The following is a 25703-nucleotide window of genomic DNA, read 5'->3' as shown; positions in this document are numbered from 1 at the left end:
TCTCGTTCATGGTCGAGCCCCGGGTGGTCGTGCCAACCCCGGCGGGTTGATCTCCGACGGCGAGGTGATTCGGTCGAGCGAGGGACTGAGCACAGGACGGCCCGGCCTCGATGCGTCGAGCCCACCGGCATCCTCGAGTGGCAAGGGGAGAGGATCCAACAAGCCAGGTGGGAGGATCGACGGCCGTTGTGGAGGCCGATCCGGGTTGCCTCCTCCCGAGTCCGGGCCGAACGGCGAGCCATTCGAAGGGGGAGATGGCTCGGGAGTGGCTTCCTTCACCGCGTCCGGAGCGATCCCCGCCCCATCACGCCGGGCGATCGGGGACGCGATGGCGAACTCGAGGCGGGCGATCCCCGACTGGTAGTCGTAATAGGCAGAGTTGTACGATTGTTGGGTGCGCGTCATCAAGGTCTGGGCCTCGATAAGCTCCGTCGGGATCGCATCCCCCGTCTTGAGCCGATTCCCGATCAGGCGGAGATTCTCTCGGGCCTGGGCGAGCGCCGTCCGAGCCTGGACGATGCGCTCGCGAGCATCCTCGATCGCCCGATAGGCGACGTTCGTCTCGTAGGCGACCCCATCGCAGATCGACTTGGCCAGGGCCATCGCGGCCCGGGCTTCCGCCGTGGCCGTGTGGATCTGGCCCTTGCGTTTCCCCCCCGTGTAGAGTTCGAGGGTCGCGAAGGCCCCACCGCCCAGGACGTTCGCATTCTGGACCGCGGTGCCCGTCACGTTCGAGAGGCTCGATTGGATCGATAAGGTCGGCAAGAACTCGGATCGGGCGATCCTGATCTCGGCGTCGGCGATCGCGATCCCTTTGCGGACCACGGCGATCTCGGGCCGACCTTTCGCCGCGATTTCCAGGCACGCTTCGAGGCTGGACTCGACCCTGGGTTCTTCGAGCCGCTCGATCACCCGGGTCGGCGCATTGATATCCAGGCCGATCGACCGATTGAGCCCCGCCACTGAAACCTCGGCCGCGCTCTTCGCCTTGATCTGAAGCTGGCGGACCGAGGCGTTCTCGACCTCGGCCTGCAGGAGTTCCTCGGGCGTGATGACGCCCCGCTCCAATAAGTCCCGGGCGTCCTTCAAGATCGCCTCGGCCCGAATCATCGACTGATTGGCCGCGACCAGGGTTGCCTGAGTTTCGAGGAGCTGGAAATACGCCTGGCTGACGTCATACTCGGCCGCCTGCAGGGATCGTCGATACTGGAGCTCGGCGATTTCGATCTTCAGGACCGATTGGTTGTGCTTGGCCACTTGCCGGCCGAACTGGTAGACATTCCAACGCAATTGGGCTTCGGTGACATTGAAAGCCTGGGTCCCCGGCCCGAATCCTCGGACGGGCAGGACCGGGAACCGGTCGTGTATCCCGGCATAACCCGTGTTCGACGAGAAGGCCTGATAACTGTAGCTGCCGAGGATGGTCGGCAGATAGCCGGAGAACGCAATCTCTTCCCCGCCCTTGGCCTTCTCCACCGCCTCGCGATCCTGAGCCACCTGCGGGTTCAGCCGGATGGCCAGGGATTTCGCCTCATCGAGCCCGAGCGGCACGGCACCGTCTCGAAGTTCGACCGCTCCGTGACGAATGGACGTTTCGGTCGGCGGCAGGGATGCGCGGGCCAGATCCGGGTCCAAGGCGGCCCCGGGCTCCCCCGAGGAATTCAACTTCTTCGAGGGCGAAAATGTCGTCGCGGACGCGTACTCTTGAAGGACGCTCGGATTCGACTCGCGCCGGGCCGATGGCCACCTCGAGACGCATCCCGAGAGTAGGAGTGAGCCGGTAGCGAGGAGCCATCCGGTTCGCAGGGTCGGAGCCATCGAATTCCGTTTCTCGATTCATCCAAAGAGATAGGAGCGGGCATTCGAATTCGATTTTGGAGATGGCTGTTCGGATGATGGACGGATCTTGCCCGGTTTTATCTGTGTTGGAGGCGAAATCGTCAACCCCAGCATCCTCCGCCACGCGAGGGTGCCCCGGCCGGGCCAGCGACGAGGCCGCCGCCTTCCTGATCCGGAACCCGACCGACGGAGGAGGTAATTTAAATATATAATATAGTTATTTTTTGTAGATGGAAGTGTTCCGGCACGGGGGCGATGCCTGGTCGAGCTACCATCCGGCCATCCGGAGCTCCTGCGCTTCGATTTTGGTAGACTCGCGACGAATTCCACCCTCATCGACCATTCCGGGGGATCCGCCGTGGATTTCAAAGAGCAACTCCGGCAACAGATCAATATCCTGGAAACATCCTGCAGAGATTATGACATTGGGAAACGGGACGAAGCGATCCGGCTGTCGATGCCTTTGCGGGCCATGTTCCACCAGACGGGAAAATCCACTTCGCTGATGACGCACCTGGGAGCGAGATTCATCCGGCTACTTTCGACCGCCACGAAAGCGCCGAAGTCGAACCCGAGTGGATCTTGGTTCTCCCTCGTCCAATGGGACCTCGACCCGGCGTTCTCCATCTTCCGCTGCAAGCCGAATTTCAATGCGTCGAAGCCCGCCCATCGCGACATCCTGCTCGGCGATTGGTGGGGGAGTGAGACGATTTATCAGTTCGATCATAAGAGGGTCCGAAGGAAGGATCTGGTGTTGGTCGCCGCCAACAAAGATGGAGCGGGTCATGTCGATTCCGAACTGCCCCCGGATTATCATTGGCTGATGGACGGGGGCGGCTGGAAGGTGAACTTTCGGCCCGATCATGGCCCGGAGCGGGAAATCACCCTTCACGATGCGCACCTGGCTGTCTTGAGGCAGATCGCCCACGAGGTCCTGAATAGCCGAGAGTTGATGGCCTTGGCGGTGTGAGAATCCCGAAGCTGCGGTCGTGGAGATCAACTCTTCGGGAAAGTCGCGGGTATCTTCGATGGGGTCGGCCTTCGGGGTGCCGGGCATTCTCCAAAGAATCGGGGAGTTTCGATTGATGAGTGATGATCTGGCCTCGGGTTTTCAGGACGTCGACCGCGCCTCGGACTTCGCGGTGTATTCGAGTTGCCTGGATCTCGTCGAGTCGCTCCCGTTCTTCGCCGATTGCAAGCGAGAGAGCTTCGAACGGCTGGGTGCCTCTCCGAGGCGTCGGGTCCTGGACGTCGGATGCGGGCTGGGCAATGACGCGGCCGCCCTGGCGGGGCTGGTGGCGCCGGGGGGGATGGTGGTCGGTGTCGATGGCAGCCGGGGGATGATCGAGGCGGCCCGGGGGAGGCATGGCGGGGTCTCGGGCCTCTCGTTCGAGGTGGCCGACGCCGCCTCACTGCCGTTCGAGGACGCGAGCTTCGACGCCTGCCGGATCGACCGGGTCCTGCAACATATCGCCGACCCCTTCCCGGCGATCTCCGAGATGACCCGCGTCCTTCGTCCCGGCGGCGTGCTGGTCGCTTACGATAACGACTGGGAGACGCTGACGGTCGACTCGCCCGATCGCCCGCTGACGCGTGCCGTGCTGAATGCCTGGTGCGACCGATTCCCCTCCGGCTGGATCGGCCGTCAGTTGGTCCCTCTGTTCCTCAAGGCCGGGCTACGCGATGTCGTCGCGTCCCCCAGGACCTTGGTGCTCCGCGACCTGGCGGTGGCCGATCGGCTCTATCTCTTCTTCGCGACCGTCGCTCGCCTGGCGGAGGTCGGGGTCGTGGGCCGGGACGACGCGGACGGCTGGTCGGAAGGGCTCCGGGCCGCCGACGTCGAGGGCCGCTTTTTCAGCTCGTACACCGGGTTCCTGGTCTGCGGGACCCGGCCGGGGGGAGCCCCCGATCGGGAGAACTGATGTGAATTTGTTCCGGATCGCCCTGGCCAATCTCGGGTACCCGACCCATCCCGAAGAGTCGATCACTTGGGTCTCTCAGGCCATCGGCCGGGCCTCGGGCGAAGGGGCCCGGTTGATCTGCTTCCCGGAATGCTACGTGCCCGGCTATCGGGGAATCGGCAAATCCGTGCCTCCTCCCGATGCCCAACTTCTCGAACACGCCTGGTCCGCCATCGCCGGATCGGCGGGGTGGCAGAGGTTACGGAATTCCGTAACCTTGGTCTTAGAGAGAAGATGTGGACGGCGAATAGGGGTTGCGTAATGCCGTAACCCCTGCCACCCCGCCGGGAAGGGGATTCTAGAAGTGCTCTATTACTACTCCGTTAATATCAACGGCAATTGCAATGAGCGATCCTTGCAATAGGGGCAATTGTGCCGACAGATCGGGGCCAGCAGCCTCTGCAAGGCACGGCGGATCGCCGGCACCGTGATCACCGGGCGGGTCCCCCCCTTTTTCCCGGCCGGGCCGGGTCTCGTTCCTCGCGTTCTCGCTCCAACGCCAGGAACCCGAAGGACAGCATCACCAGGCAGGCGTGATGATGAAAGCCACGCCAGGAACGCCCCTCGTGATGGTCCAATCCGAGTTCTTCCTTCATCTGCTGATAACCTTGCTCCACCGGCCAGCGGCTCTTCCAGAGCCGGACCGCCTTGATCCGGCTGGTTCGGCCCGGCAGGTTCGAGAGGGCGTACTTGATCTTGCCGTCGGCCTGCTCCTCGATCAGCAGCCAGACCGGCTCGGCCCCGGCGCACTCGCCGGTGGCCCAGCCCCCGCCGGGCCAGACCCGAAGCCAGGCGAAGCGGCCCGACAGCTTCCCCTTGGTCCCCTCGCGCCAGGTCACCTTCCGCAGCGGTGTCGAGGCGGCCAACTCTCGCAGGCTCACCGGCTTCGGGGTGCCGGCCTTCAGTCGTGATCGCCGTCGCGGCCGCCCGCCGGACCCCGGCGGTCGGATCGCCGGCCCGGGGACCTCCCACGACGGCTCCTCGGTGAAGACCACCATCTCGTCGGTCACGCCCACGATGTAGGACAGGCCGCGCTCGGCCAACCCCTCTCGGAAGAGCCCGGAGACGCCGTAGCCGGCATCGGCCACCACGAGCCGGCCGGGCAACCCCTCGGCCCGAACCAGATCGAGAAGCTCCAGGGCGATCTGGCCCTTCGTCAGTGCTCGTCGTTGCTCCCGGGGCACGCCCGCCTTGTCGCGCCGCTTGGAGTCATCGAGCCAGGCCTCGGGCAGGTAGAGCCGCATCGCCAGCGGGTAATGGCCCTTCGGGGCGACGTAATGAACCGAGGGTGCGACCTGGCAGTTAGCCTTCTTGCCTTGAGCCCCGCAGTACTGACGCTGCACACCGACGGAGAGCTTGCCCTGCTTGGGGAAGCTCGTATCGTCAATGACGAAGATGCCGGCCGGAGAAGCGAAAGACTCGGCCATGACGGAGCGATGACGCTTCCAGACGGCCATCTCGTCCCAGGTGCTCTGGCCGATGAACTGCTGGAGGGCCTGGTCGAGGTCGGCGACGACCAGGCCGGTCGGGAGGGTGACCTTGCGCGAGAGCGGCTCGATGCTCTTGCGGTCGCCGTCGAGGATCAGTCCCTGGAGGTAGACGCCGGAGTATTGGGCCTGTCGGGGCCGGTTGAAGTCGTCGCGGAAACGGGCGGCGTAGGCGTCGAGCCGTTCGAGGACTTCGGGTGCGAGTTCGGGGGTATAGGTGCGATTCATACCCTGCATACGAACCGGCCAGGCGTTCCGTTCGTATCAGATAACGGAGTAGTACTATGGGGGGCGACATTAGTCCGGACAAGGACCTTAAACGTGAATGACGAAACATGGGTTCGCTGTGAATTCGAGGGTTACTTCTCTGTTGACATGCCAGAGAACACCGATGTCAACTTCGAAGACGATCATAGCACGGTGGTATTTACGCTTCCCAGTGTTCCGGCGACGCAAGTTGTCGCAAGTGTCTATCCGAATCGATCCGGCACCCCGCTGACTCGCCGGAAGCTGCGTTCTCAGATCGCTCGGCATATGAAGGAGTGTACGGACGTAAACAGATTCGTGTGCGAAGTGCCAGTAGATGTAAGCGATGAATTGATTTCATATCAATGTGTTGGGTTCTCGGATGAGGATCGCGTCTGGGTTTCCAGGATCTATGGGCGCAACAAGGGAGATCAATTCCTCCTGATCCAATGGAATGGAGAACCTGACCAGATTGAACAATTTGTCGGTGTTTTTATATCGTCTATTGAAATTTTGTTCACATGAAATTCGGAATTGCAGGAGCAGGCCCCGCGACTGCCCCGCGTACGGCGAACGATGATCGCGTTGGCGATATTCGCCTCTTCGCTCGTAATCTCTCCGTAAACAGTGCGCGCGGGCGACGATGATCAAGAAACAGCGGTTGACGCGATCGTGACGGCGGGTGCGCGGGACTTGCTCTGGGAAGAGTCCCTGATCAGGAGGGGTGTTGTGAATCTGTTTCGGATCGCCCTGGCCAACATCGGGTACCCGGCCCATCCCGAAGAGTCGATCACTCGGGTGTGTCGGGCGATCGAGGAGGCTTCGGGCGTTGGGGCTCGGTTGATCTGCTTCCCGGAATGCTACGTGCCCGGCTATCGGGGAATCGGCAAGTCCGTTCCTCCCCCTGATTCCCAATTTCTCGAACACGCCTGGTCCGCCATCGCCGGATCGGCCTCGAAGGCCAGGATCACCGTGGTTCTTGGGACCGAACGCCTCGTCGAGGGGGCGCCGGTCGCGACCGTGCTGGTGATCGACCCGGACGGGTCGATCGCGGGCTTTCAGGACAAGGTGCAGATCGACCCATCGGAAGAGGGGACCTACGCGCCAGGGCGCGACCGACGCGTCTTCCAGGCGGGACCTTTGACCTTCGGGGTGGCGATCTGCCACGAAGGCTGGCGGTATCCGGAGACCGTCCGCTGGGCCGCCCGGCGTGGGGCTCACGCGGTGTTTCACCCGCAGTTTCACGAGGCGGAGCCCGATTCTTATCGCCCGACCGCCTTCGCCGATCCCTCGAACACGTTCCACGAGAAGGCGGCGCTCTGTCGAGCGGCCGAGAATACCTGCTACTTCGCGACCGTCAATTACGCGAGCGACGGATCTCCGACCACGTCGGCAATCGTCCGCCCGGATGGGACGCTGCTCGCCTATCAGCCCTACGGCGAGGAAGGATTGCTGGTCGCGGACATCGACATCGACTCGGCGACCGGACTGCTGGCGAACCGATGTCAATATGGGCCGTGATGTGATGGGATGAATACGGGTCGTGGAGCCGGTCGATCGGCAGGCCCATCAACGAGGCGACCCGCCGGGCGTAATGCGCGCCGGCGGGTCGATGGGCCTGATCTGATCCTGCGATGGCGTCAGACGGCCGTGCGGGTCCGGGTGCCGAACCAGCCGAAGGCCAGCAGGACGATGGCTCCGATGGTGGCCAGGATCCAGCCGCCCGGCTGATAAGGGGAGGTGCCGAGCTGGAGCAGGTAGGCTACCCCGCCCCCGAGGAGCGAGCCGAGCACGCCCAGGACAATGGTGGGGAGGATTCCCATCGAGTCGTTGCCCGGGTGCAGCATGCGGGCCAGGAAGCCGGCGACCAGTCCGAGGATAATCCAGCCGATGAGAGATCCAATCATGTGAGTTTCCTTTGTATTCGGCGATGCTTCGAACGATGCAGAATCAACCGACCGGGTCGGAATCGACCGAGTGTTTTCAGTCGGTTGTTTACGCTTTACGGATAACGCACTTCGTGTGCCGTGGATTTCGGAAATCGCAGGTCCGGCATGAATTCGGACATCGATCTCGACGATGCGGGCCACGAACCGGGTGATTTCTCCGGTCGAACCCGCCCGGCCCATTCCCCGGCAAGGCCGGCGATCGGGAGAAGAATGGGGCTGTGGAACCGGATGTCGGTTCATTTCTCCCCGCCGGGAAATGAATGATCCGGCCCGGATTTTCTCCCCGCGAGACCCGACCCTTCTGGTAGGATTCGTGTTTGAGAAAAGTTGAAGGGCGATGTCGTCGCGGGGATTCTCGGGGAGATCGGACTTGCGGATCTCTCCTGGACGGGTCTGTCCTGGGCGGGCGGGTGGATGACCCCGGTCGGCCGAGGCAACGAGGGTTCGGTATGCTGACCATCGCGGGGCCGGGCGGGCGTTACTGTGACGGGTTCTCGCGTCGGAGCTTCCTGAAGATCGGGGGGCTGGCGCTGGGGGGACTCTCGATGCCGGAGATCCTCCGGGCGGAATCCGCGAGCGACCTCCGATCGTCGAAGAAGGCGGTGATCATGGTCCTCCTCCCGGGTGGGCCCCCGCACCTCGACATGTACGACCTGAAGCCGGACGCCCCCGCCGAGATCCGCGGCGAGTTCAAGCCGATCGCGACTCGCGTGCCGGGGATCGACATCTGCGAGTTGATGCCCCGTCTGGCGGCGAGCATGGACAGGTTCGTCCCGGTCCGATCGCTGGTCGGCGGTCTCAACGATCACAATCTTCACCAGTGCCTGACCGGCTGGGAGTCTCACCCCCGGCAGGACGACTCTCGCGACATCCCGGGCTATCCCGAAGGGGGCTGGCCCTCGATCGGGTCGGTGGTTTCGAAGTTGATGGGGCCGGTCGACCCGGCGGTCCCCCCGTTCCTGAGCCTGGCCCCGTCGAAGGCCGAGTCGACCACGAGGGCGTCGCTGAACCAATCGGGCTACCTCGGGGCGGCCTTCGCGGGGTACGAGCCGTTGAAGGCGGCCGAATCCGGCCTGGTCCTGCCCGGGATCACCCTGGACCGCCTGTCCGACCGCCGGTCGCTCCTGGAGAGCCTCGATCTGTTCCGCCGGAGGGCCGACGTCTCCCGCGAGGAGGTCGCGCTCGACGGCTACACGAGTCAGGCGTTCGACATGCTCACCTCCAGCCGGATCTCCGAGGCGATGGACCTGTCCCGCGAGGACCCCAAGGTCCGCGAGAGGTACGGGATCCCGACCGAGGCGGAGTCGGTCAACGGGGGGGCGAAGCACCTGGAAGGCTTCCTGATGGCCCGCCGGCTGGTGGATGCGGGGGTCCGTTGCGTGACCCTGGCCTTCAGCCAGTGGCCCCTGGAGCGAGAGAGCCGAGGGGGGCACAACTGGGACTGGCACTTCGACAATTTCTCGAAGGCCCGCAAGACGCTCCCGATGCTCGACAGGGGCATCGTGGCCCTGGTCGAGGACCTCGCCGCGAGCGGTCGGCTCGACGATGTCTCGATCGTCGTCTGGGGGGAATTCGGCCGGTCGCCCCGGATTAACGGCTCGGCCGGTCGGGATCACTGGCCACAAGTCGGGGGGGCCTTGCTGGCCGGGGGCGGCATCCGGGCCGGTCAGGTCCTGGGGGCAACGAATCCGATGGGCGAGCACGCCGTCGATCGCCCGATCCATTATCGAGACGTCTTCGCCACCCTCTACCACAACCTGGGGATCGACGCCGCCAGCACCTTCCTCCAGGATCGGAGCGACCGCCCCCATAACCTCGTCGACGGACGCAAGCCGATTCCCGAGCTGATCTGATCGGCGGAGTCTGGTCCCGAAATCCTTAGGAGCGTACAATCGGCCTCGTCGACCGATCGGGGTCCGTCCTGGATCCTTGAAATTGGTCCGGGCCGGATGATTCCTCCGTCGAAGGGGAGACGTGGCGTTGGATGCTTCGACGATGATGCCGATGGTCTGGACCCAGCCGATGGTCTTTGCCCAGGCGACTTCGACGGGATCGGTCGGCGAGACCGGGTCGACGCTGGTCCTGGCGTTCCGCCGATGGTCGGGGAGCCTGACGCTCTCGCCCCCGGAGGCGGTGAATAGCCCCTTCTCGCCGGGCCTCTGGGCCTGGCTGATCGGGCTCGGGGCCTTGCTGGTCCTGGCCCTGGCGTTCCAGGGGCCGGGCCGGGCGCTCGGTCAGTTGCTGGATATTCCGGGGCATGCCCGGCTCCTGGCCTCGGCGATCGGTCGGGTCCGGCGGTCGGGTCGGCTCCTGGGCCTGGCCGTCGGAATCTCGGTGCTGGCCTGGACCACCAGCCAGTCGCTGAACTACAACGTCGCGACGGGTCGAGATGATCAACTCTTGCTGACCAAGGGGCGGCGGCTGGTCGATGTGGCGCTGAACCAGGGGGAGCTGGCGGCTTTGACGCCTCTCCGAGACGTGGTCATGCTGGGCCTGATGATCCCGTTGCTGGTCGGCGCGGCGGTCGTGCTGTTCCAGTTCTCGACGGATCGCTGGGGCTCGGCGATCCGCCCGGCCTGGTCGGTCCGCCGTCGGTCTTCGCTCTGGTCTACCGTCGGCTGGGGGGCCACGGCGCTCTACGCCCTCTACCGCTTCGTGGGCATGGTCACCGGCAACGCCGACCTGCCGCTAGGCGGGTGCATCATCGTCGAGGCGGGGGTGATCCCGGCCCTGATGGTCCTCTCCGACGCCGTGCTGGTGGCCTGGGTCCTGGTCGAGCTGCGGAACGCCGGGCTGGGTGATCAGGAGGGAGAGCCCCTGGACGTGGTGGGCGTGACCCTGGTGATCCCGGCGGCGGCCCTGGCCTGCCTCCTGGCGTTCCCGGCTCGGTATGTCGCCGCGGCGTTCTGGCTGGTCGTGGCCAACCATCTCCCGAATCCACCGAGCCCCGGCTCGCCGGCGGCCCTGTATCTCCGATGGCAACTGGGCTGGGGCCTGATCGACCTCCAGGCGGCGGCCCTGGTGGCGGTCGGGATGCTCGGCGTGGTGGCCTGGTCCCGAGGGACGCCGCGGGATGCCCTGAGGGGATATTTCCGGATGCTCGCCGCCGAAGGGGGACACCTGGTCGCCGCCCTGGCGTTGGGGGGCCTCGCGGCGGGAGGAATCTCTGCCCTGGCCTACATGCTCGTGTTGTCGCTGCCTTATTCGACGTGGGCCCTGTCGGCGGCCGACTCCTACGCCCATTATGGCACCTTGCCGGTCGGCCTGATCTTGCTGGCGGCGCTGGTCGAGCTGGGCGAACGGTCGCTGCCGATGGCGATGCTCGCGAGAGCCGAGAGCGTCTCCGACGAGGCACCCGAGATCGCGATGGCCTGAGCCTCGGCCTCGGCCCTGGGGGGATCCGTCGTGGTCGAAGGATAGGAATCGACGATGACAGGGACGATCATGTTTGCGGGGCCCTCGAGTCATCCCGGCCCGGTTCGCTTGACAGGAAATGGGTGTGGGGGTTGTAATGGGTTGAGATGGCTCGACGCCCACTCGGGCGGCGTTGGCTCCCGCCGATAAGGCTGCATCGCCCATTCCTCCGGCCCGGCACTGGTCGCCGGTAGAAGACAGGCCGGGCTGGAAGACGGTCTTCTTAATTCCCCATCGTACGGCACTGTTTGACAATTCGGCGGAGCCTCGTTCCGAGGACCCTTTCACCGCGCGCGAGACTCTGCCAGCAAGACGGCTCCCGCGCCTTTCGCGATGCGCACCGCCCGACGGATCCACCGTTCAGGAGGGAGACTGCTCATGTCCGCAGGATCGGATCTGATCGCCCAGATGGCCGGCCGCCAAAATCTGGCGGATTACCAGAAAAAGCACTGGCACGGCTCCTTCGCCGACTACCTCGATATCATCCGCACCAATCCCAAGGTGACCCGGACCGCCTACCAGCGCGTCTACGACATGATCCTGGCCCACGGGATCGAAGAGGCCGTCGTCAATAAAGAGAAGGTCGCCCGTTACAAATTCTTCGATGACCCGATCGGACAGGGGCAGGATGCCATTTTCGGGCTCGACCGGACCTTGATGAATCTGGTCAACGTCCTCAAGAGTGCCGCGCATCGTTACGGGACCGAACGCCGGGTCCTGCTCCTGCACGGGCCGGTGGGCAGCTCCAAGAGCACGATCGTCCGGCTGCTCAAGAAAGGGCTCGAGCATTACTCGAAGGAGGATGACGGGGCCCTCTACACCTACGGGTGGCGCGAGGAGGGGCTCGACGGGACCGACACTTACGTCGACTGCCCGATGCACGAGGAGCCCCTGCACCTGGTCCCCAACGAGTTCCGCGCCGAACTGGCCGAGACGCTCAACGCCGAGGCGGCCGAGCACGGGCACCCCTACCAGATCAGCATCGAGGGGGATCTCTGCCCGTTCTGCCGGCAGACCTTCAACGAGCGGATGGCCAAGTGCGACGGCGACTGGTCCAAGGTCCTTTCCGAGATCCGGGTCCGCCGCCTGATCCTCTCGGAGCAGGATCGCGTCGGGATCGGCACGTTCCAACCCAAGGACGAGAAGAACCAGGACGCCACCGAGCTGACCGGCGACATCAACTACCGGAAGATCGCCGAGTACGGGACCGAGAGCGACCCCCGGGCCTTCAACTTCGATGGCGAGTTCAACATCGCCAATCGCGGGGTCATCGAGTTCATCGAGGTCCTCAAGCTCGACGTGGCTTTCCTTTATGACCTCCTGGGCGCCAGCCAGGAGCACAAGATCAAGCCGAAGAAGTTCGCCCAGACCGACATCGACGAGGTGATCATCGGGCACACCAACGAGCCCGAATACAAGAAGCTCCAGTCCAACGAGTTCATGGAGGCCCTGAGGGACCGGACCGTCAAGATCGACGTCCCGTACGTCACCCGGCTTTCCGACGAAATTCACATCTATCAGAAGGATTACAACAGCCGGAAGGTCCGCGGCAAGAAGATCGCCCCGCACACCCTGGAGGTGGCCGCGATGTGGGCGATCCTGACCCGGCTGGAGGAGCCCAAGAACGCCGGGCTCACGCTCCTCCAGAAGCTCAAGCTCTACAACGGCAAGAGCCTCCCCGGGTTCACCGAGGACAATATCAAGGAACTCCGCGAGGAGGCCGAGCGCGAGGGGATGCACGGGATCAGCCCGAGGTACGTCCAGGACAAGATCTCCAACGCCCTGGTCGCGCACTCCGACGAGCGATCGGTCAACCCGTTCATGGTCCTCAACGAGCTGGAAGCCGGGCTGAAGCACCACTCGCTGATCAACAGCGACGAGGTGAAGAAGCACTACAAGCACCTGCTCGCGGTGGTCAAGGAAGAGTACGAGGACATCGTGAAGAACGAAGTCCAGCGCGCCATCGCCGCCGACGAGGACGCACTCTCGCGGCTCTGCGGCAACTACATCGACAACGTCAAGGCCTACACCCAGCGCGAGAAGGTCAAGAACAAGTACACCGGCCAGACCGAGGAGCCCGACGAGCGCCTGATGCGGTCGATCGAGGAGAAGATCGACATCCCCGAGAGCCGCAAGGACGACTTCCGCCGGGAGATCATGAACTACATCGGGGCACTTTCGCTCGACGGCAAGAAGTTCGACTACAAGACCAACGAGCGGCTCCAGAAGGCCCTGGAACTCAAGCTCTTCCAGGATCAGAAGGACACCATCAAGCTGACCAGCCTGGTCTCCAACGTGATCGACAAGGACACCCAGGAGAAGATCGACATCGTCAAGGGACGCTTGATCCGCAACTACGGCTACGATGAGGACTCGGCGACCGATGTCTTGAACTACGTCGCCAGCATCTTCGCCCGGGGCGACGTCAAGCGCGGCAGCCATTGATCGAAGCGAGCGGCGGCCGGGCCCCGATCCCGGCCGCCTCCCCCCACCCGATCGAGGAGGCGAATCATGGCCACGTCCGAGGCGGCAACGGAGACCGAGCCTGGGTTGGAAGTCGAGGCAGACTTCCCGCCCCATCTCATGACGATCGACCGTTACAGACGGTTGGTCGACTCGGATGTCTTCGGGCCAAAAGACCCCGTCTTCCTGTGGCGTGGGAGGCTCGTCGAGAAGATGACCAAGGGCGACCTCCACGTCTTCTCCGCGTCGAGCCTGAATCTTCTCATGGCTCGGCTCGTCCCCGAAGGCTGGTCGGTTCGAACGGAGCAGCCGATCGCCCTGGCCGACAACAGCATGCCGGAGCCCGACTTGACGGTCATCCGGGGCTCGCTACGCGATTATCTCAATCGGCCTCCGAGAGGCCTGGACGTGGCGTTGGTCGTCGAGGTCTCCAACTCCAGCCTCCAGATCGACTCCGGGGAAGTCTTGCGGGCTTATGCCTCGGAACGGATCCCGGTCTACTGGATCGTCAACATCCCGAAGGGGCGGATCGAGGTGTACGGTCGGCCGACCGGCCCGGACGAAAAACCGTCCTACCTGGAGCATCGCGACTATGGCCCGGACGACGAAGTCCCGGTCGTCCTCGACGGTCGCGAGGTGGGCCGGATTGCCGCGAGGGACGTCTTGCCTTGATTGTCGAATATCTCGGACGTAGCGGTCGTTGAGGAACGGTCGAGCTTGAGGGGTAGGCCGCTCCTGGTCTATAATTTGCTGTAGTGCTGGCGGGGAGTCTTGAGTTCACCAGGCTGGGCGATGTCCGGCCGTTCTCGCACCCGCACCCGCCCCTCGATTCTTCGTCCCTTTCACCCCGATCTTTGCCATCCGGGCCACGGTCGACCGCCCCTGTCGCGGGCAAGATGTGCTGCGCCGCGCGGCTTGGAGTTGGGTACACGGAGGGGCCCCTCGGCGGGACCCGCCCCTCGGATGTCGGCCGCGTCCGGGTCCGCCGCACTCATCGACGAGGGCTCATCGGCCGTGGTAAGGAAAATCGAGCGGGATCAGAACCGGTTCAAGCAGATCGTCCGAGGCAAGATCAAGGGCGACCTGCGCAAATACATCACCCACGGCGAGATGATCGGCAAGACCGGCGGAGAGCTGGTCTCGATCCCCCTGCCGCAGATCCAGATCCCCGAGTTCCGCTATGGCCCCAAGAACTCGGGGGGGGTGGGGCAGGGGCCCGGCGACGTCGGCCAGCCGATCGGCCGGGCCGGTGACGGCGACCAGCCCGGGGCCGCGGGGGACGCGCCGGGGCACCACATCCTCGAGGTCGAGCTGACCCTGGACGAGCTGGCCGAGATCCTCGGCGAAGGGCTGGAACTCCCCCGGATCGAGCCCAAGGGGCGGGCCAACATCATCGAGGAGAAGGACAAGTACACCGGGATCCGCCAGGCCGGCCCGGAGAGCCTCCGCCACTTCAAGCGGACCTACAAGAAGGCCCTGAAGCGCCAGATCGCCTCGAATACCTACAACCCGGCCGACCCGATGGTCATCCCGGTCCGCGAGGACAAGCTCTACCGGTCGTGGAACCCCGTCTTCCTCCCGCATTCGAACGCCGTCGTCCTTTATCTGATGGACGTCTCGGGCAGCATGACCGACGACCAGAAGGAGATCGTCCGGATCGAGGCGTTCTGGATCGACACCTGGCTCAAGAGCCAGTACGACGGCGTGACCACCCGCTACATCGTCCACGACGCGGTGGCCCGCGAGGTCGACCAACACACCTTCTACCACACCCGAGAGAGCGGCGGGACCCGGATCAGCTCGGCCTACAACCTGGCCCACAAGATCATCGAGGCCGACCACCCGGTGGCCGACTGGAACATCTACGTCCTCCACTTTTCCGACGGCGACAACTGGGGCGAGGACAACCGCCAGTGCGTCTCGATGCTCCGCAATCAACTGCTGCCCAAGTGCAACCTCTTCGGCTACGGCCAGGTCGAGAGCCCCTACGGATCGGGCGAATTCTATCGAGAGTTGGAAGAGGCTTTCGAACACATGCCCAACCTCGCACTCTCCGAGATCCGTAACAAGGACGGGATCTACGACTCGATCAAGGAATTCCTGGGCCGAGGGCGGTGACGATTGACTCTTAGCCGGCGAGGACAAGAGGGCCAAAGTCGTGGCAACGGCGTCTACCACATTGGATTCGATCTCGACTCCAGGCCCGCAGGCCGGGGGAGATCAGTGCGTCGAGATGTGCGGGATTGGCTGGGGAGGTTACCAGGCGATGCTGAAGCTCCGGAGCCGAGCGAGCGTGCCCAGGATGACTTACCTCGACGGAGACCTTTGGCTCATGTCTCCCTCGTTCTTCCACGAGCTGCTCGCGGAGCGATTGGGGTCGTTCGTTGTGGAGGTCTCCGTGGGTTTAGGCATCCCCTACATCCCGGCCGGTCACACGACGTTTCGCCGCCTGAAGAAGCGTGGAGGGGCCGAGGCCGATAAATGCTATTACTTCGGGAATGAGGGGCGAGTTCGCGGCAAGGAGAAGATCGACCTCCGGGGCGACCCACCCCCCGATCTGGTCATCGAGGCGATCCATAATCACGACGCGGAGGCTGCCATCGAGGTCTGGAGACGTTTCGGGGTCCCAGAACTCTGGGCCTGCGATGCGTCGGAGTTGCGAATCCTGAATCGACAAGCGAATGGTCGCTATGCCGAGTCTGAGACGAGCTTGATCTTCCCCTTTCTCAAGAAGTCCGAGATCTTCGAGTGGGCTCGACGTCCTGCGACATCGTCCGAGATGGAGTGGAGTCGGGAGGTTCGCCTCTGGGTCCAGGAGGCATTGGTTCCGAGGGTCCGGGGTCAGGTTGGCTGAGGATTCCTGGACGGGGTGAGGAAATTCATCGAATCGGAACAGCGAGGCGAGGGCGAACCGCATGGCGAAGATCCGAGTCCCCTATCCCGGAGATCCCGAGCAGCGTCGGGCCTTGTTCGAACGGGCGGCAGCCCATCTTTCTCGACATGGAACTTATGAAGGGACTCCGGACGGAGGGACGTTCCGGGGGACGACACCCATCGGAAGTCTGGCCGGGACCTATCAGAGCCCGGCGGGGTCGGACGTCCTGGAGATCACGCTCACCCACAAGCCTTGGCTGGTCCCTGCCTCCCTGGTCGAGTACGAGGTTCGTAAATTCCTGGAACAGGCCTGATCCGTCGAGGTGTCGAATCATGACCACGATGAGCACCGAGCACAACCTGCCGGCCGACCTCCGCGAGTTGCAGGTCGAGATCGAGGCCCATGCAGCCTCCTATGGCCTGGACTTCTACGACACCGTCTTCGAGGTCCTCGACTACGACGAACTCTCCGAGATCGCCGCCCTGGGCGGGTTCCCCACCCGGTACCCCCACTGGCGGTTCGGCATGGAGTACGAGCAGCTCGCCAAGGGCTATCGCTATGGGCTCCAGAAGATCTACGAGATGGTCATCAACAATGACCCATGCTACGCCTATCTCCTGCGATGCAACATGAGGGTCGACCAGAAGCTGGTCATGGCCCACGTTTACGGCCATAACGACTTCTTCAAGAACAACATCTGGTTCGGCCAGACCAATCGCAAGATGATGGACGAGACGGCCAACCACGGGAACCGGATCCGCGCCTACATGGAGCGATTCGGCGAGGAGGCCGTCGAGGACTTCATCGACAGTTGCCTGTCGCTCGAGAACCTGATCGACATGCACTCGCCGTTCATCAAGCGGCGGGATGACGTGAGCCGGTACGATTTCCGGCCCGAGGATGGCGATGGCCAGGGCCCGGTCCGGTTCCAGAGCAAGGGGTACATGGACTCGTACGTCAACCCACCCGAATTCCTCAGGGATCAGGCCAAGGCCCAGGAGGTCGAGCGGGCCAGGTCGAAGCAGTTCCCCGAGTCGCCCGAGCGCGACGTGATGCTCTTCCTCCTGGAAAACGCCCCGCTGAACGCCTGGCAGCGCGACGTCCTGGACATCGTCCGGCAGGAGGCCTACTACTTCACGCCTCAGGGCCAGACCAAGATCATGAACGAGGGCTGGGCCTCCTACTGGCACTCCACGATCATGACCACCCGGACCCTCGACCCCTCCGAGCTGGTCGACTACGCCGACCACCACTCGGGGACCATGGCCACCCAGCCCGGCCGGCTCAACCCGTACAAGCTCGGGATCGAGCTGTTTCGCGACATCGAGGAGCGATGGAACAGGGGGCAGTTCGGCCCCGAGTACGAGGAGTGCGACAATCAGGAGGAGCGCCTGAGGTGGGACAAGGGGCTGGGCCTGGGCCGGGCCAAGATCTTCGAGGTCCGCAAGATCCACAACGACGTGACCTTCGTCGACACGTTCCTGACCCCCGACTTCTGCCGACGGCACAAGATGTTCAGCTTCAAGCACAATGACCAGCAAGAGACCTACGAGATCGAGAGCCGCGAGTTCAAGAAGATCAAGGAACGCTTGCTCTTCGGCCTGACCAACTTCGGCCAGCCGATCATCCGGGTCAAGGATGGCAACCACCGGAACCGCGGCGAGATGTACCTCCAGCACGAGTACTTCGGGGTCGACCTGAAGCTCGACCACGCCCAGGATACGTTGCGTCATCTCCACCGCCTCTGGACGCGCCCGGTCCATATCGAGACCAGCGTCGATGGGCGGCCCACCCTCTTGTCATTCGACGGGACGGATCACACGATCCGACCCTTGGGAGGAACGTCCCATGACCCTGAGCCGAAAGATCGCCGACGCGGTTGAGTCGCTCTCCGCCGGCGGAGAACTGCCCCGGATCGTCCAGGCCGAGGCCGGCCCGCACCGCCTCAGCCTGAACCTGAACGCCCACGGTCCCGTCGGGATCGCCTTCGAGAATCTCGACTTCGCCTCGGCCGATCAGGCCGATCGCTCGGCCGACGGGCTGCGAGCCTGGGGCGACCGCCTGGCCGCCCGCCTGACGTACCTGATGGAACCCCTGATCGTCCTCGAGGTCGACGCCGAGGCAGGCCAGGCGGAATTGAGGAGCCAGGCCCCGACTCCCCGGGCCAACCAGTCGTCGTACTATGAAGTCCGGCTCCGCCGCGATTCGTCGCTCACGCTCCGCCGTATCTCCATCGACCAGGCGACCCGTCGACGGATGCCCATCCCTTGCCAGATGACCGTCGAGGTCCTCGATCGACTGGCCGACGACCTGGTCGCCAGCCTGGTCTGACATCATGTCGGGAGATTTCCCCGACCTATCCCTCAGGGCGGGCCTCCGAACCGATCGGGGGCCCGCCCCATTTCATGGAACCGAGGCGCCCATGACCCGGGCTGGGTTGATCGTCCTGCCGTGGCTGATCTTCGTGACCGCCGCTTTGCTGGAAGTCGGAGGGGATGCCCTGATCCGTCGGGGACTCCGGGGTCGGGATGGCCTGATGATTCTGGGGGGGTGCTTGATCCTGGCAGGCTACGGGTTGGTCGTGAACCTGGTCCGCTGGGATTTTCCCCAGCTCCTGGGGGCCTACGTCGCGGCCTTCGCGGTGGTCGGCGTGCTGGTCGGCCGCTACGGGTTCGGCGAGAGTCTGCCGAGGTCGACCTGGATCGGACTGGGCCTGATCGTCCTGGGGGGCCTGGTGATTCAGGCGGGCCGGCGTTGACTCGGGGCCACGCCCCGGTTGGTGGGGTGCCGGGCACTTTGCTATAATCGCCCCGCGATCGCCAAAGGCCCCGACTCCGACCCTCAAGAAGGCGAAGGCTCTACCAAGATGCTGCATCCCTGGCACGACGTGACCCCCGGAGAACACCTCCCCCGGGAGTTCAACGCCCTGGTCGAGATCCCGATGGGGTCGAGCGTCAAGTACGAACTGGACAAGAAAACCGGCCTGCTCCGCCTCGATCGGGTCCTCTACTCGGCGGTCTACTATCCGGCCAATTATGGCTTCATTCCCCAGACCTACGCCGAAGACGACGACCCGCTCGACGTCCTGGTGCTCTGCCAGGAAGCCGTGGCGCCGATGACCCTGGTGACCGCCCGCGCGATCGGCCTGATGACGATGCTCGATACCGGCAAACCCGACCACAAGATCCTGGCCGTGGCGGTCGGAGACCCCGAGTTCAACAGCTTCCGCGAGGCCGCCGAACTTCCGCCCCACCGGCTGATGATGCTCCGCCGCTTCTTCCAGGACTACAAGCTCCTGGAAGGCAAGTCGGTCGAGGTCGATGAGATCCAGTCGTCCGAGGTCGCCCTGCCGATCATCGAGGACTCACTCCAGCGCTACAGCAAGCATCGACGAAAGGGGTTCCATTGATGGCGCTGCGTGCCATTGTTGTCGGCGGCTCGGGGCAGATCGGCGGTTGGCTCCTCCGGACGCTGGTCGACCGAGGTCATGAAGCCGTGGGAACTTACGCCACGGTCGCCTATCCCGGCCTCCACCATCTGGACGCCTCCGATCTGGCGGCGTCGGCCGCCTGGCTCCGCGCACAGACGCCCGATGTGGTCTTCTATCCCGCCGGGTTCACCTGGGTCGACGGCTGCGAGCGCGATCCGGCCAAGGCCAGGTCGGCGAACGTCGAGCAACCCTTGAATCTGGCCCGAGTTGCGGCCGATCTCGGGGCCCGGTTCGTGTACTTCTCGACCGACTACGTCTTCGGCCTCCATGGCGGGCCCTACACCGAAGACTCGCCGACCGACGCCCTCTCGGCCTATGGGAAGTCGAAGCTGGAGGCCGAGCACGCCCTGGCCGGGGCCCTGGGCGATCGCCAGTTGACCGTCCGGACCTCCTGGGTCTTCGGGCCGGAACGCCAGGGGAAGAACTTCTCCTATCAACTGGCCAAGGCCCTCTCCAGCGGCAAGACGCTGGAATGCCCGACCGACCAGATCTCCAGCCCGAGCTACGGCCCGGACGTCGCGCGGGCGGTCGTCGGACTGGTCGAGGGGGGGCATTCGGGACTCATCCACGTCGCCGGACCCGAGACGATCGACCGGGTCCGGTTCGCGAAGGAACTGGCCCGGGGCTTCGGGCTCGACACCTCGCTGATCGTCGGCAAGTCGACCGCCGAGCTGGGCCAGGGGGCTCCCCGGCCACTCTCGGGCGGGCTGCTCACGCCCCGGCTCGACTCCCTCATCGCCGGCGCGATGCGGCCGATGGCCGACTGCATGGTCGATTACCTCACCCAGCTCGAATCGACCGAAGGCCTGGCCCAGCCGCTCCCGCCCGGCGACCTCCTGGCCGACGCCATGCCCCTGGAGCCGAGGATCCTTTGACTTTTCGCGGATCCACGCGCGGACTTCTATCGGCAAATTTCGTTGCGAGCCGTCGATCTCCGCTTTGCGATCCGGGACTCGGACGCTAGAGTGGGCCCGGATCAGGGATGACCGGTCCTCATTGAGGCATGACCAGGAGGTCAGGGATGACGCTGACGGTTTACGATGCGGCAATGGCGGGCGTGGTGGTGGCCGGGATGATCTGGGGGGCCTGGCGGGGTGTCACCTGGCAACTGGCCAGCATAGCCTCCCTGATCCTGGGTTACATCGCTTCCCACCAATTGGCCCCTCAGCTCGCGCCTCGGTTCGGGACCGACCCGGTGATCTCGCGGACGCTCTCGATGATGGCCGTCTACGCGGTGGTCTCGGGAGGCGTCTTCCTGGTGGCCTGGATTTTTCGAGCGATCTTGCGGAAGATGAAGTTCGAGGCGTTCGACCGGCACCTCGGGATGCTGCTCGGCGGGATGGAGGGGGCGATCCTGGGCATGATCGTCACGTTCTTCGTCATCAGCCTGGCCCCCCAGACCCGCGACCCGATTTACGCGAGCCCGTCGGGGAAGCTGGTCGCCAGCGTGATCAACACGCTCGGGCCCATGGTGAAGTCGGAGGCCAATGAGGCCTTCGCACCCTTCATCGAGGAATCCAAGCAGACCGTCGGATCCGGCGAGAAGATCATGATGCTCCTGCCCGCCGCCGCCGCGGCGGCCGCCAAGGTCGATTCTCAGGTGGACCGGACGAGTGACACCAATGCCCGAGCGATTGACCGTCGGTGATCGCCCGATCAACCTGACCCAGGTCCTGAAGCTTGCCGGCTGGGTGGCCCACGGCGGCGAGGCCAAAGCCCTCATCGCCGACGGGATGATCCGCGTCAACGGCGAGGTCGAGACGCGCAAACGGAAGCAAATGACGCTGGGCGACGTCGTCGAGCTCGAAGGCGGCCCCAGCCTGACTCTCGTGTGAACCCGCCCCGGCCCCCCTCTCCCCCCTCTGTGTCGGGTTTGGCCCTGATCGATCCACCCCGGACGAAAACCAACACGATGAAGCGGATCGGCATCCTGACCGCGGGGGGCGACACTCCGGCCCTGAACGCCACCATCCAAGGCGCCGTCGAGCGGGCCAACGAGGCCCGCGTCGAGGTCTATGGGATCATCAAGGGGTTCAGCGGACTGCTGAACCACTCGGTCCCCCACGTCCACCTCAACCCCCTCTTCCAGAAGATTCCCGAACTCGACGCGACCCTGGGCGGGACGATCCTGGGGGCCTCGCGCGACTACGTCGACTCCGAGGATCTGGAGACCATCGCCCGGGTGGCCGGTCGGCTCAAGCGGCTCCAGATCGACGGCCTGATCTGCGTCGGCGGCGATGGGACGCTCAACGGGATGCAGCCGCTGAGCAATTATCTGCCCACCGTCCTGGCTCCCAAGACGATCGACAACGACCTCGGCCTGAACTACCCGGACGAACCCAACGAATACGTCCGAGAGCCCAACGAGAGCCCCCGCGGCTATCGCTATAAGAAGAGGCCCAATCGCGAGTTTGGCCTCGACGAGATGGTCAACTACGTCACGCCCGGCTTCGCCACGGCGGTCTATGTCTCTTCGATGAGTGTCCAGCGGATCCGGACCACCGCCGAGAGTCATCGGCGGATCGCCATCATCGAGGTCATGGGGCGCGACTGCGGGATGATCTCGCTGGGCACCGCCTACGGCCAGCCCGACATCATCCTCGTGCCCGAGTCGCCGGTCGACCCCGAACCTCTGGTCGACCGGGTCATCGCGATCCTCGACGTCCAGAAACATGCGGTGATCTGCGTCTCCGAAGGGATCGTCGACCTCGAAGGCCACATCCTCGGTTCCAAGGTCGCCACACACGACCCGGCCGGCAATATCCAGTACAAAGGGGCGGCCGAGGCGGTCAAACGGCTCCTGGCCGAGAAGATCGGCGACGCCTACTTCACCCGCCAGCGCCGGAACGAGAGCGCCGATGCCGCCATCTTCGTCCGGAAGATCGGCCATACCCAGCGGGGCGGTCGCCCGATCCAGTTCGACCGGTATTACGGTGCGCAACTCGGCGGCAAGGCGGTCGAACTCCTGCTCGACGGCTACCACAACTGCGTGGCCACCCTCCAGAGTCGCGAAGGCGGATTCGTCCTCGATAGCATGGATGCCAACAAGCTTCGAGACCGGTGGGGCGTGATCCACGCCCGGCCGCTCCCGGTGGCGTTCTACGACCCCAAACGGTTCCAGCCCTCGCCCCAGGGCATCCAGTATTTCAAGTCGATGCTCACTAATGCGCTGGGGGCCGAGGACGTGGAGAGCATCCGAAAGATCTTCGACATCGGCCACCTGACGCATCCCTACGACTCTGTGAACGTCCACGTCCACAAGCGGATCCGGCGGCTTCCGCCCGAAGCTTGAAGCTGGATTGGACCGATCGAGGCCGGCTTCCCGATCGAGTGTCAGTCGCTTGGCATCGGAGATGCAGGCGATGGGGGGCGATGTTGCCCCCTTGCCTCGCGTCCTATCGTCGACTATAGCAGCGTAACTTCCCGCCCGCTGTCCCGCCCCGACCTGGGCGGGCGACGGCCCGGTCGTCGCCGTGCCCGGTCGTGCCGAGCCTTCGCGAGGACACCCTCTCCCTCGAAGGGTAGGCGGACTTTCGGCCCGGCCCGAGGCCCGGTCCCCTTGCGAGTGAGGTGCATCTTGCCATTCGAGGCCGTGACGTCCGTCCGAACCCGCCGCCTGACGATCATCGAGGCGGGCGACTCCTCCGGCGAGGCCCCCGATGCCTTCGCCGTGGCCGTTCGTGCGGGCCTCCAATCGGACACCAAGACGCTCCCCTGTCGCTACTTCTACGACGACGAGGGGTCGCGCCTCTTCGAGCAGATCTGCGACCTGCCCGAGTATTACCCGACCCGGACCGAGGACGCCATCCTCCGAGACCACGCCGACGCGATGGTCGAAGGCTGGGCCGCCGATCCCGTGATGGTCGAGCTGGGCAGTGGCAGTTCGTCCAAGACCCGCCGCCTGATCGCGGCCGCGATCCGGGCCTACGGCCGGCTGCATTACGTGCCGATCGACGTCTCGAAGTCGATCCTCGAAGAGTCGGCCGTGGCGCTGGTCGGGCAGTTCCCGAAGCTCCGAGTGACCGGCTACGCCGCGAGCTACCAGGAGGCCCTCGAAGGCGTGGTCGAGCGATTCGACCGGCCCAAGCTCTACGCCTTTCTCGGATCCAGCCTGGGCAATTACGAGGTGGATGAGGCTGTTGGACTGCTCGCCACGCTCGCGCGGGACATGGATTCCTCCGACCGCCTCCTCCTGGGGACCGACCTCGACAAGGACCCCGCCGTCCTCCGGGCCGCCTATGACGACGCTCAGGGAGTGACTGCGCGGTTCAATCTCAACCTGCTGACCCGGATCAACCGAGAACTCGGGGGCCGGTTCGACCCGGGCCAGTTCCGCCATGAGGCCCGGTACAACGCCGATCTCCGAAGGGTCGAGATGCACCTGGTCAGCCTCGTCGAGCAAGATGTCTTCATCCCCGGTGCCGGCCTGACCGCCCAGTTCGCCCCCGGCGAGTCGATCCACACCGAGAACTCGCACAAGTACACCCCCGAAATCCTCCGGACCCTGGCCGACCGGGCCGGTTTCGAGGAAGAGGCCGCCTGGACCGATGAAGGGCAGAGATTTCGGGTCCAGCGCTGGCGTCCGCGGCGCTCGGCGGGATAAAAAGCCCCGCGCCAAACGAACCCAAGGTCGTCGGGATGGCCAGTCATTTCGAGAAAAAACGAAGCCAACCCGGATGACGGGTTGGCTCGTTAGAGGTTCGAAATTCGGTTGCAGGCTCGTCACCCGAGCGGGGGCATCGCCGTAGATCGTGCGAGCCGAGGATTGAAGCTCATGATTCACGATCGTCGGTCTCTCGTCTTCGAGTAAGCCCATGAACGAAAAGATGGGGCATGCTTGGCGCTGGAAGTTCTGGCTTGGATTGACTGCGCTGGCCGTGGCCCTCCCGATTTTGATATTCGAATTCTCAGAATCTGCGATTGTTATCCTGTTCCTGATTGCATGGTTGGCCCTTCCTCAATGGGCTCTTTCGGAGTGGTATCGATCTCTGGAAAAGTCCTCGCACAATGTCTGGCTAACTTTCAGCCGAGCCGAGATATTGCTAACCCGTGCTGCCTGGTACTTCGCTTTTTTGGTGTTTTATTTGTTCGTCAGCTTGAGTGTCGTGAAGGCCTTTGTTGCCGTCGATCGGACCGCATGGATCTGGATCTTTGATGGAGGTGGCCTCAGCAAGATGAAGGCTCTGGTCCGAAACGACCCGTCCATCAGGCTTGACTCGCTTCAGATCAACAACAATGAGCGACGTGTTATCTGTACCGACCCGGCTATCCTCCGCCATTTTGAAGAGGCGTTGCGTTCGAGCGACCCGACGAAGGGGCGTGGTGGGATACGATATGAAGTTGAATTGCGTTTCAAAGGCGGAGGCAATTTCGGGGTTACGACGTATTGGGAGGCTGATGACTTCTCGATCTCCATGCCGGACGAAGATCCGTTTGGTGAAAAATGGCCGACCCGCAGAGTGGAGTTCAAGTCGCCGATGCCGCCTCCGGTCAAGGCGATGATTGATTTTCTGGACAGCCCCACCAAGGAAGTGAGAGGAACCGTGCTGGTCATCGAGCCGGGTGGTATTCATCAAGAATCGTTGTAATCACTCCGATACTCATGCGACTCGATGCGAAGTTTCTAAAGCAAGTAATTGCTATCCTGCCGACTCGTCGGAAAAAATGAACCCAACGATGGCGGGCCTTCTCATCCATGAACCGAGATAGGATTCGGGGTATTTCCCTGGGGGGCTCATGGGATGAAATTCAGGAGGCTTGGATTCGAGGAAGCCAGGTCCGAGGCGCTTCAGATCGCCGAGGCATTCCTGGCGGCGGAGGCTTCCGAGGGGAGTCGATGGACCATGGAGTGTGGCCAGCCCGAGCCGGCCACGGAGGCTCCGGGGTTCGATCGACGGAATCCGGTCGTCTTCTGGAGAGTGTGGGTCAGGCCGAAGCTCACGGAGGGTGTCATCATGGACGGTGGAGATGGAATTTTGC

At 64.1% G+C, this 25703-nt stretch carries 24 protein-coding genes; 21 read left to right on the top strand and 3 right to left on the bottom strand.

The genetic code is table 11. The annotated features are described in order from the left end of the window. Nucleotides 1–6 precede the first annotated feature (6 nt). Nucleotides 7–1551 (bottom strand): TolC family protein, encoded by a 1545-nt coding sequence (locus P12x_RS12815; RefSeq protein WP_435011256.1) that lies wholly within the window; start codon nucleotides 1549–1551, stop codon nucleotides 7–9. A gap of 745 nt (nucleotides 1552–2296) precedes the next feature. Between P12x_RS12815 and P12x_RS12810 the strand changes: the two genes are divergently transcribed. Next, complete coding sequence (locus P12x_RS12810) at nucleotides 2297–2809, top strand: hypothetical protein (RefSeq protein ID WP_435011255.1); 513 nt, start codon at nucleotides 2297–2299, stop codon at nucleotides 2807–2809. A 115-nt stretch (nucleotides 2810–2924) separates the two neighbouring features. Beyond that, nucleotides 2925–3761, top strand: coding sequence for a methyltransferase domain-containing protein (locus P12x_RS12805; protein ID WP_435011254.1), 837 nt, complete (start codon nucleotides 2925–2927; stop codon nucleotides 3759–3761). A 470-nt stretch (nucleotides 3762–4231) separates the two neighbouring features. Here the strand turns inward: P12x_RS12805 and P12x_RS12800 are convergent, their stop codons facing one another. Beyond that, the gene (locus tag P12x_RS12800; protein WP_435011253.1) at nucleotides 4232–5515 is read right to left on the bottom strand and encodes an IS701 family transposase; all 1284 of its coding nucleotides are present in this window, start codon (nucleotides 5513–5515) and stop codon (nucleotides 4232–4234) included. 93 nt (nucleotides 5516–5608) lie between these two features. Between P12x_RS12800 and P12x_RS12795 the strand changes: the two genes are divergently transcribed. Further along, a complete protein-coding gene (locus tag P12x_RS12795; RefSeq protein ID WP_435011252.1) occupies nucleotides 5609–6058 on the top strand; it encodes a hypothetical protein in 450 nt (149 codons plus the stop codon). Nucleotides 6059–6262: 204 nt separating this feature from the next. Then, nucleotides 6263–7054, top strand: coding sequence for a carbon-nitrogen hydrolase family protein (locus P12x_RS12790; RefSeq protein WP_435011251.1), 792 nt, complete (start codon nucleotides 6263–6265; stop codon nucleotides 7052–7054). A gap of 119 nt (nucleotides 7055–7173) precedes the next feature. Here the strand turns inward: P12x_RS12790 and P12x_RS12785 are convergent, their stop codons facing one another. Beyond that, on the bottom strand, nucleotides 7174–7440 hold the full coding sequence (locus P12x_RS12785; RefSeq protein ID WP_435011250.1) for a GlsB/YeaQ/YmgE family stress response membrane protein: 267 nt from the start codon (nucleotides 7438–7440) through the stop codon (nucleotides 7174–7176). A gap of 491 nt (nucleotides 7441–7931) precedes the next feature. Between P12x_RS12785 and P12x_RS12780 the strand changes: the two genes are divergently transcribed. From P12x_RS12780 to P12x_RS12700, 17 genes are all read left to right on the top strand, one after another. After that, nucleotides 7932–9335 carry a DUF1501 domain-containing protein gene (locus P12x_RS12780; RefSeq protein ID WP_435011249.1) on the top strand — a complete coding sequence of 468 codons (1404 nt, stop codon included), beginning with the start codon at nucleotides 7932–7934 and terminating at the stop codon, nucleotides 9333–9335. 127 nt (nucleotides 9336–9462) lie between these two features. Continuing rightward, nucleotides 9463–10857, top strand: coding sequence for a hypothetical protein (locus P12x_RS12775; RefSeq protein WP_435011248.1), 1395 nt, complete (start codon nucleotides 9463–9465; stop codon nucleotides 10855–10857). Nucleotides 10858–11274: 417 nt separating this feature from the next. Beyond that, a complete protein-coding gene (locus tag P12x_RS12770) occupies nucleotides 11275–13341 on the top strand; it encodes a PrkA family serine protein kinase (protein WP_435011247.1) in 2067 nt (688 codons plus the stop codon). A gap of 66 nt (nucleotides 13342–13407) precedes the next feature. Then, nucleotides 13408–14031, top strand: coding sequence for a Uma2 family endonuclease (locus tag P12x_RS12765; protein WP_435011246.1), 624 nt, complete (start codon nucleotides 13408–13410; stop codon nucleotides 14029–14031). Between the two features lie 342 nt (nucleotides 14032–14373). Beyond that, nucleotides 14374–15477, top strand: coding sequence for a DUF444 family protein (locus P12x_RS12760; RefSeq protein ID WP_435011245.1), 1104 nt, complete (start codon nucleotides 14374–14376; stop codon nucleotides 15475–15477). Nucleotides 15478–15517: 40 nt separating this feature from the next. Beyond that, nucleotides 15518–16213, top strand: coding sequence for a Uma2 family endonuclease (locus tag P12x_RS12755; RefSeq protein WP_435011244.1), 696 nt, complete (start codon nucleotides 15518–15520; stop codon nucleotides 16211–16213). Nucleotides 16214–16274: 61 nt separating this feature from the next. Then, nucleotides 16275–16547 carry a hypothetical protein gene (locus tag P12x_RS12750; RefSeq protein ID WP_435011243.1) on the top strand — a complete coding sequence of 91 codons (273 nt, stop codon included), beginning with the start codon at nucleotides 16275–16277 and terminating at the stop codon, nucleotides 16545–16547. 28 nt (nucleotides 16548–16575) lie between these two features. After that, on the top strand, nucleotides 16576–18117 hold the full coding sequence (locus P12x_RS12745) for a SpoVR family protein (RefSeq protein WP_435011665.1): 1542 nt from the start codon (nucleotides 16576–16578) through the stop codon (nucleotides 18115–18117). Then, nucleotides 18083–18565 (top strand): hypothetical protein, encoded by a 483-nt coding sequence (locus tag P12x_RS12740; protein WP_435011242.1) that lies wholly within the window; start codon nucleotides 18083–18085, stop codon nucleotides 18563–18565. The genes P12x_RS12745 and P12x_RS12740 overlap by 35 nt, the downstream gene beginning before the upstream one ends. Before the next feature lie 91 nt (nucleotides 18566–18656). Continuing rightward, nucleotides 18657–18992 (top strand): hypothetical protein, encoded by a 336-nt coding sequence (locus P12x_RS12735; RefSeq protein WP_435011241.1) that lies wholly within the window; start codon nucleotides 18657–18659, stop codon nucleotides 18990–18992. 108 nt (nucleotides 18993–19100) lie between these two features. Then, nucleotides 19101–19643 carry an inorganic diphosphatase gene (locus tag P12x_RS12730; protein WP_435011240.1) on the top strand — a complete coding sequence of 181 codons (543 nt, stop codon included), beginning with the start codon at nucleotides 19101–19103 and terminating at the stop codon, nucleotides 19641–19643. Beyond that, nucleotides 19643–20599: an SDR family oxidoreductase gene (locus P12x_RS12725; protein WP_435011239.1), complete on the top strand. Its 957-nt coding sequence runs from the start codon at nucleotides 19643–19645 to the stop codon at nucleotides 20597–20599. Before P12x_RS12730 ends, P12x_RS12725 begins: the two co-directional genes overlap by 1 nt. Nucleotides 20600–20745: 146 nt before the next feature. Further along, nucleotides 20746–21372 (top strand): CvpA family protein, encoded by a 627-nt coding sequence (locus P12x_RS12720; protein WP_435011238.1) that lies wholly within the window; start codon nucleotides 20746–20748, stop codon nucleotides 21370–21372. Further along, nucleotides 21347–21559: an RNA-binding S4 domain-containing protein gene (locus tag P12x_RS12715; protein WP_435011237.1), complete on the top strand. Its 213-nt coding sequence runs from the start codon at nucleotides 21347–21349 to the stop codon at nucleotides 21557–21559. The genes P12x_RS12720 and P12x_RS12715 overlap by 26 nt, the downstream gene beginning before the upstream one ends. Before the next feature lie 77 nt (nucleotides 21560–21636). After that, nucleotides 21637–23016 carry a 6-phosphofructokinase gene (locus tag P12x_RS12710; protein WP_435011236.1) on the top strand — a complete coding sequence of 460 codons (1380 nt, stop codon included), beginning with the start codon at nucleotides 21637–21639 and terminating at the stop codon, nucleotides 23014–23016. A 300-nt stretch (nucleotides 23017–23316) separates the two neighbouring features. Beyond that, entirely contained in the window at nucleotides 23317–24327 is a 1011-nt protein-coding gene (gene egtD / locus P12x_RS12705) for an L-histidine N(alpha)-methyltransferase (RefSeq protein WP_435011235.1), read from the top strand. A gap of 211 nt (nucleotides 24328–24538) precedes the next feature. Further along, nucleotides 24539–25312 carry a hypothetical protein gene (locus P12x_RS12700; protein ID WP_435011234.1) on the top strand — a complete coding sequence of 258 codons (774 nt, stop codon included), beginning with the start codon at nucleotides 24539–24541 and terminating at the stop codon, nucleotides 25310–25312. The last annotated feature ends 391 nt before the right edge of the window (nucleotides 25313–25703 follow it).

Source organism: Tundrisphaera lichenicola (assembly GCF_051175385.1).
In the GTDB taxonomy this organism is placed as follows: Bacteria; Planctomycetota; Planctomycetia; order Isosphaerales; family Isosphaeraceae; genus Tundrisphaera; species Tundrisphaera lichenicola.
The sequence above is the reverse complement of the archived record's forward strand: the minus strand, read 5'-3'. Positions and strand labels throughout refer to the sequence as shown.

Excerpts from the sequence above, each read along its gene's own strand:
- P12x_RS12765 (WP_435011246.1), top strand. The coding sequence starts at position 13,408 with ATGGCCACGTCCGAGGCGGCAACGGAGACCGAGCCTGGGTTGGAAGTC.
- P12x_RS12780 (WP_435011249.1), top strand. The coding sequence starts at position 7,932 with ATGCTGACCATCGCGGGGCCGGGCGGGCGTTACTGTGACGGGTTCTCG.
- P12x_RS12730 (WP_435011240.1), top strand. The coding sequence starts at position 19,101 with ATGCTGCATCCCTGGCACGACGTGACCCCCGGAGAACACCTCCCCCGG.
- P12x_RS12810 (WP_435011255.1), top strand. The coding sequence starts at position 2,297 with ATGCCTTTGCGGGCCATGTTCCACCAGACGGGAAAATCCACTTCGCTG.
- P12x_RS12745 (WP_435011665.1), top strand. The coding sequence starts at position 16,576 with ATGAGCACCGAGCACAACCTGCCGGCCGACCTCCGCGAGTTGCAGGTC.
- P12x_RS12735 (WP_435011241.1), top strand. The coding sequence starts at position 18,657 with ATGACCCGGGCTGGGTTGATCGTCCTGCCGTGGCTGATCTTCGTGACC.
- P12x_RS12740 (WP_435011242.1), top strand. The coding sequence starts at position 18,083 with ATGACCCTGAGCCGAAAGATCGCCGACGCGGTTGAGTCGCTCTCCGCC.
- P12x_RS12725 (WP_435011239.1), top strand. The coding sequence starts at position 19,643 with ATGGCGCTGCGTGCCATTGTTGTCGGCGGCTCGGGGCAGATCGGCGGT.
- P12x_RS12750 (WP_435011243.1), top strand. The coding sequence starts at position 16,275 with ATGGCGAAGATCCGAGTCCCCTATCCCGGAGATCCCGAGCAGCGTCGG.
- P12x_RS12720 (WP_435011238.1), top strand. The coding sequence starts at position 20,746 with ATGACGCTGACGGTTTACGATGCGGCAATGGCGGGCGTGGTGGTGGCC.
- P12x_RS12770 (WP_435011247.1), top strand. The coding sequence starts at position 11,275 with ATGTCCGCAGGATCGGATCTGATCGCCCAGATGGCCGGCCGCCAAAAT.
- P12x_RS12710 (WP_435011236.1), top strand. The coding sequence starts at position 21,637 with ATGAAGCGGATCGGCATCCTGACCGCGGGGGGCGACACTCCGGCCCTG.
- P12x_RS12800 (WP_435011253.1), bottom strand. The coding sequence starts at position 5,515 with ATGAATCGCACCTATACCCCCGAACTCGCACCCGAAGTCCTCGAACGG.
- P12x_RS12700 (WP_435011234.1), top strand. The coding sequence starts at position 24,539 with ATGAACGAAAAGATGGGGCATGCTTGGCGCTGGAAGTTCTGGCTTGGA.
- P12x_RS12805 (WP_435011254.1), top strand. The coding sequence starts at position 2,925 with ATGAGTGATGATCTGGCCTCGGGTTTTCAGGACGTCGACCGCGCCTCG.
- P12x_RS12785 (WP_435011250.1), bottom strand. The coding sequence starts at position 7,440 with ATGATTGGATCTCTCATCGGCTGGATTATCCTCGGACTGGTCGCCGGC.
- P12x_RS12715 (WP_435011237.1), top strand. The coding sequence starts at position 21,347 with ATGCCCGAGCGATTGACCGTCGGTGATCGCCCGATCAACCTGACCCAG.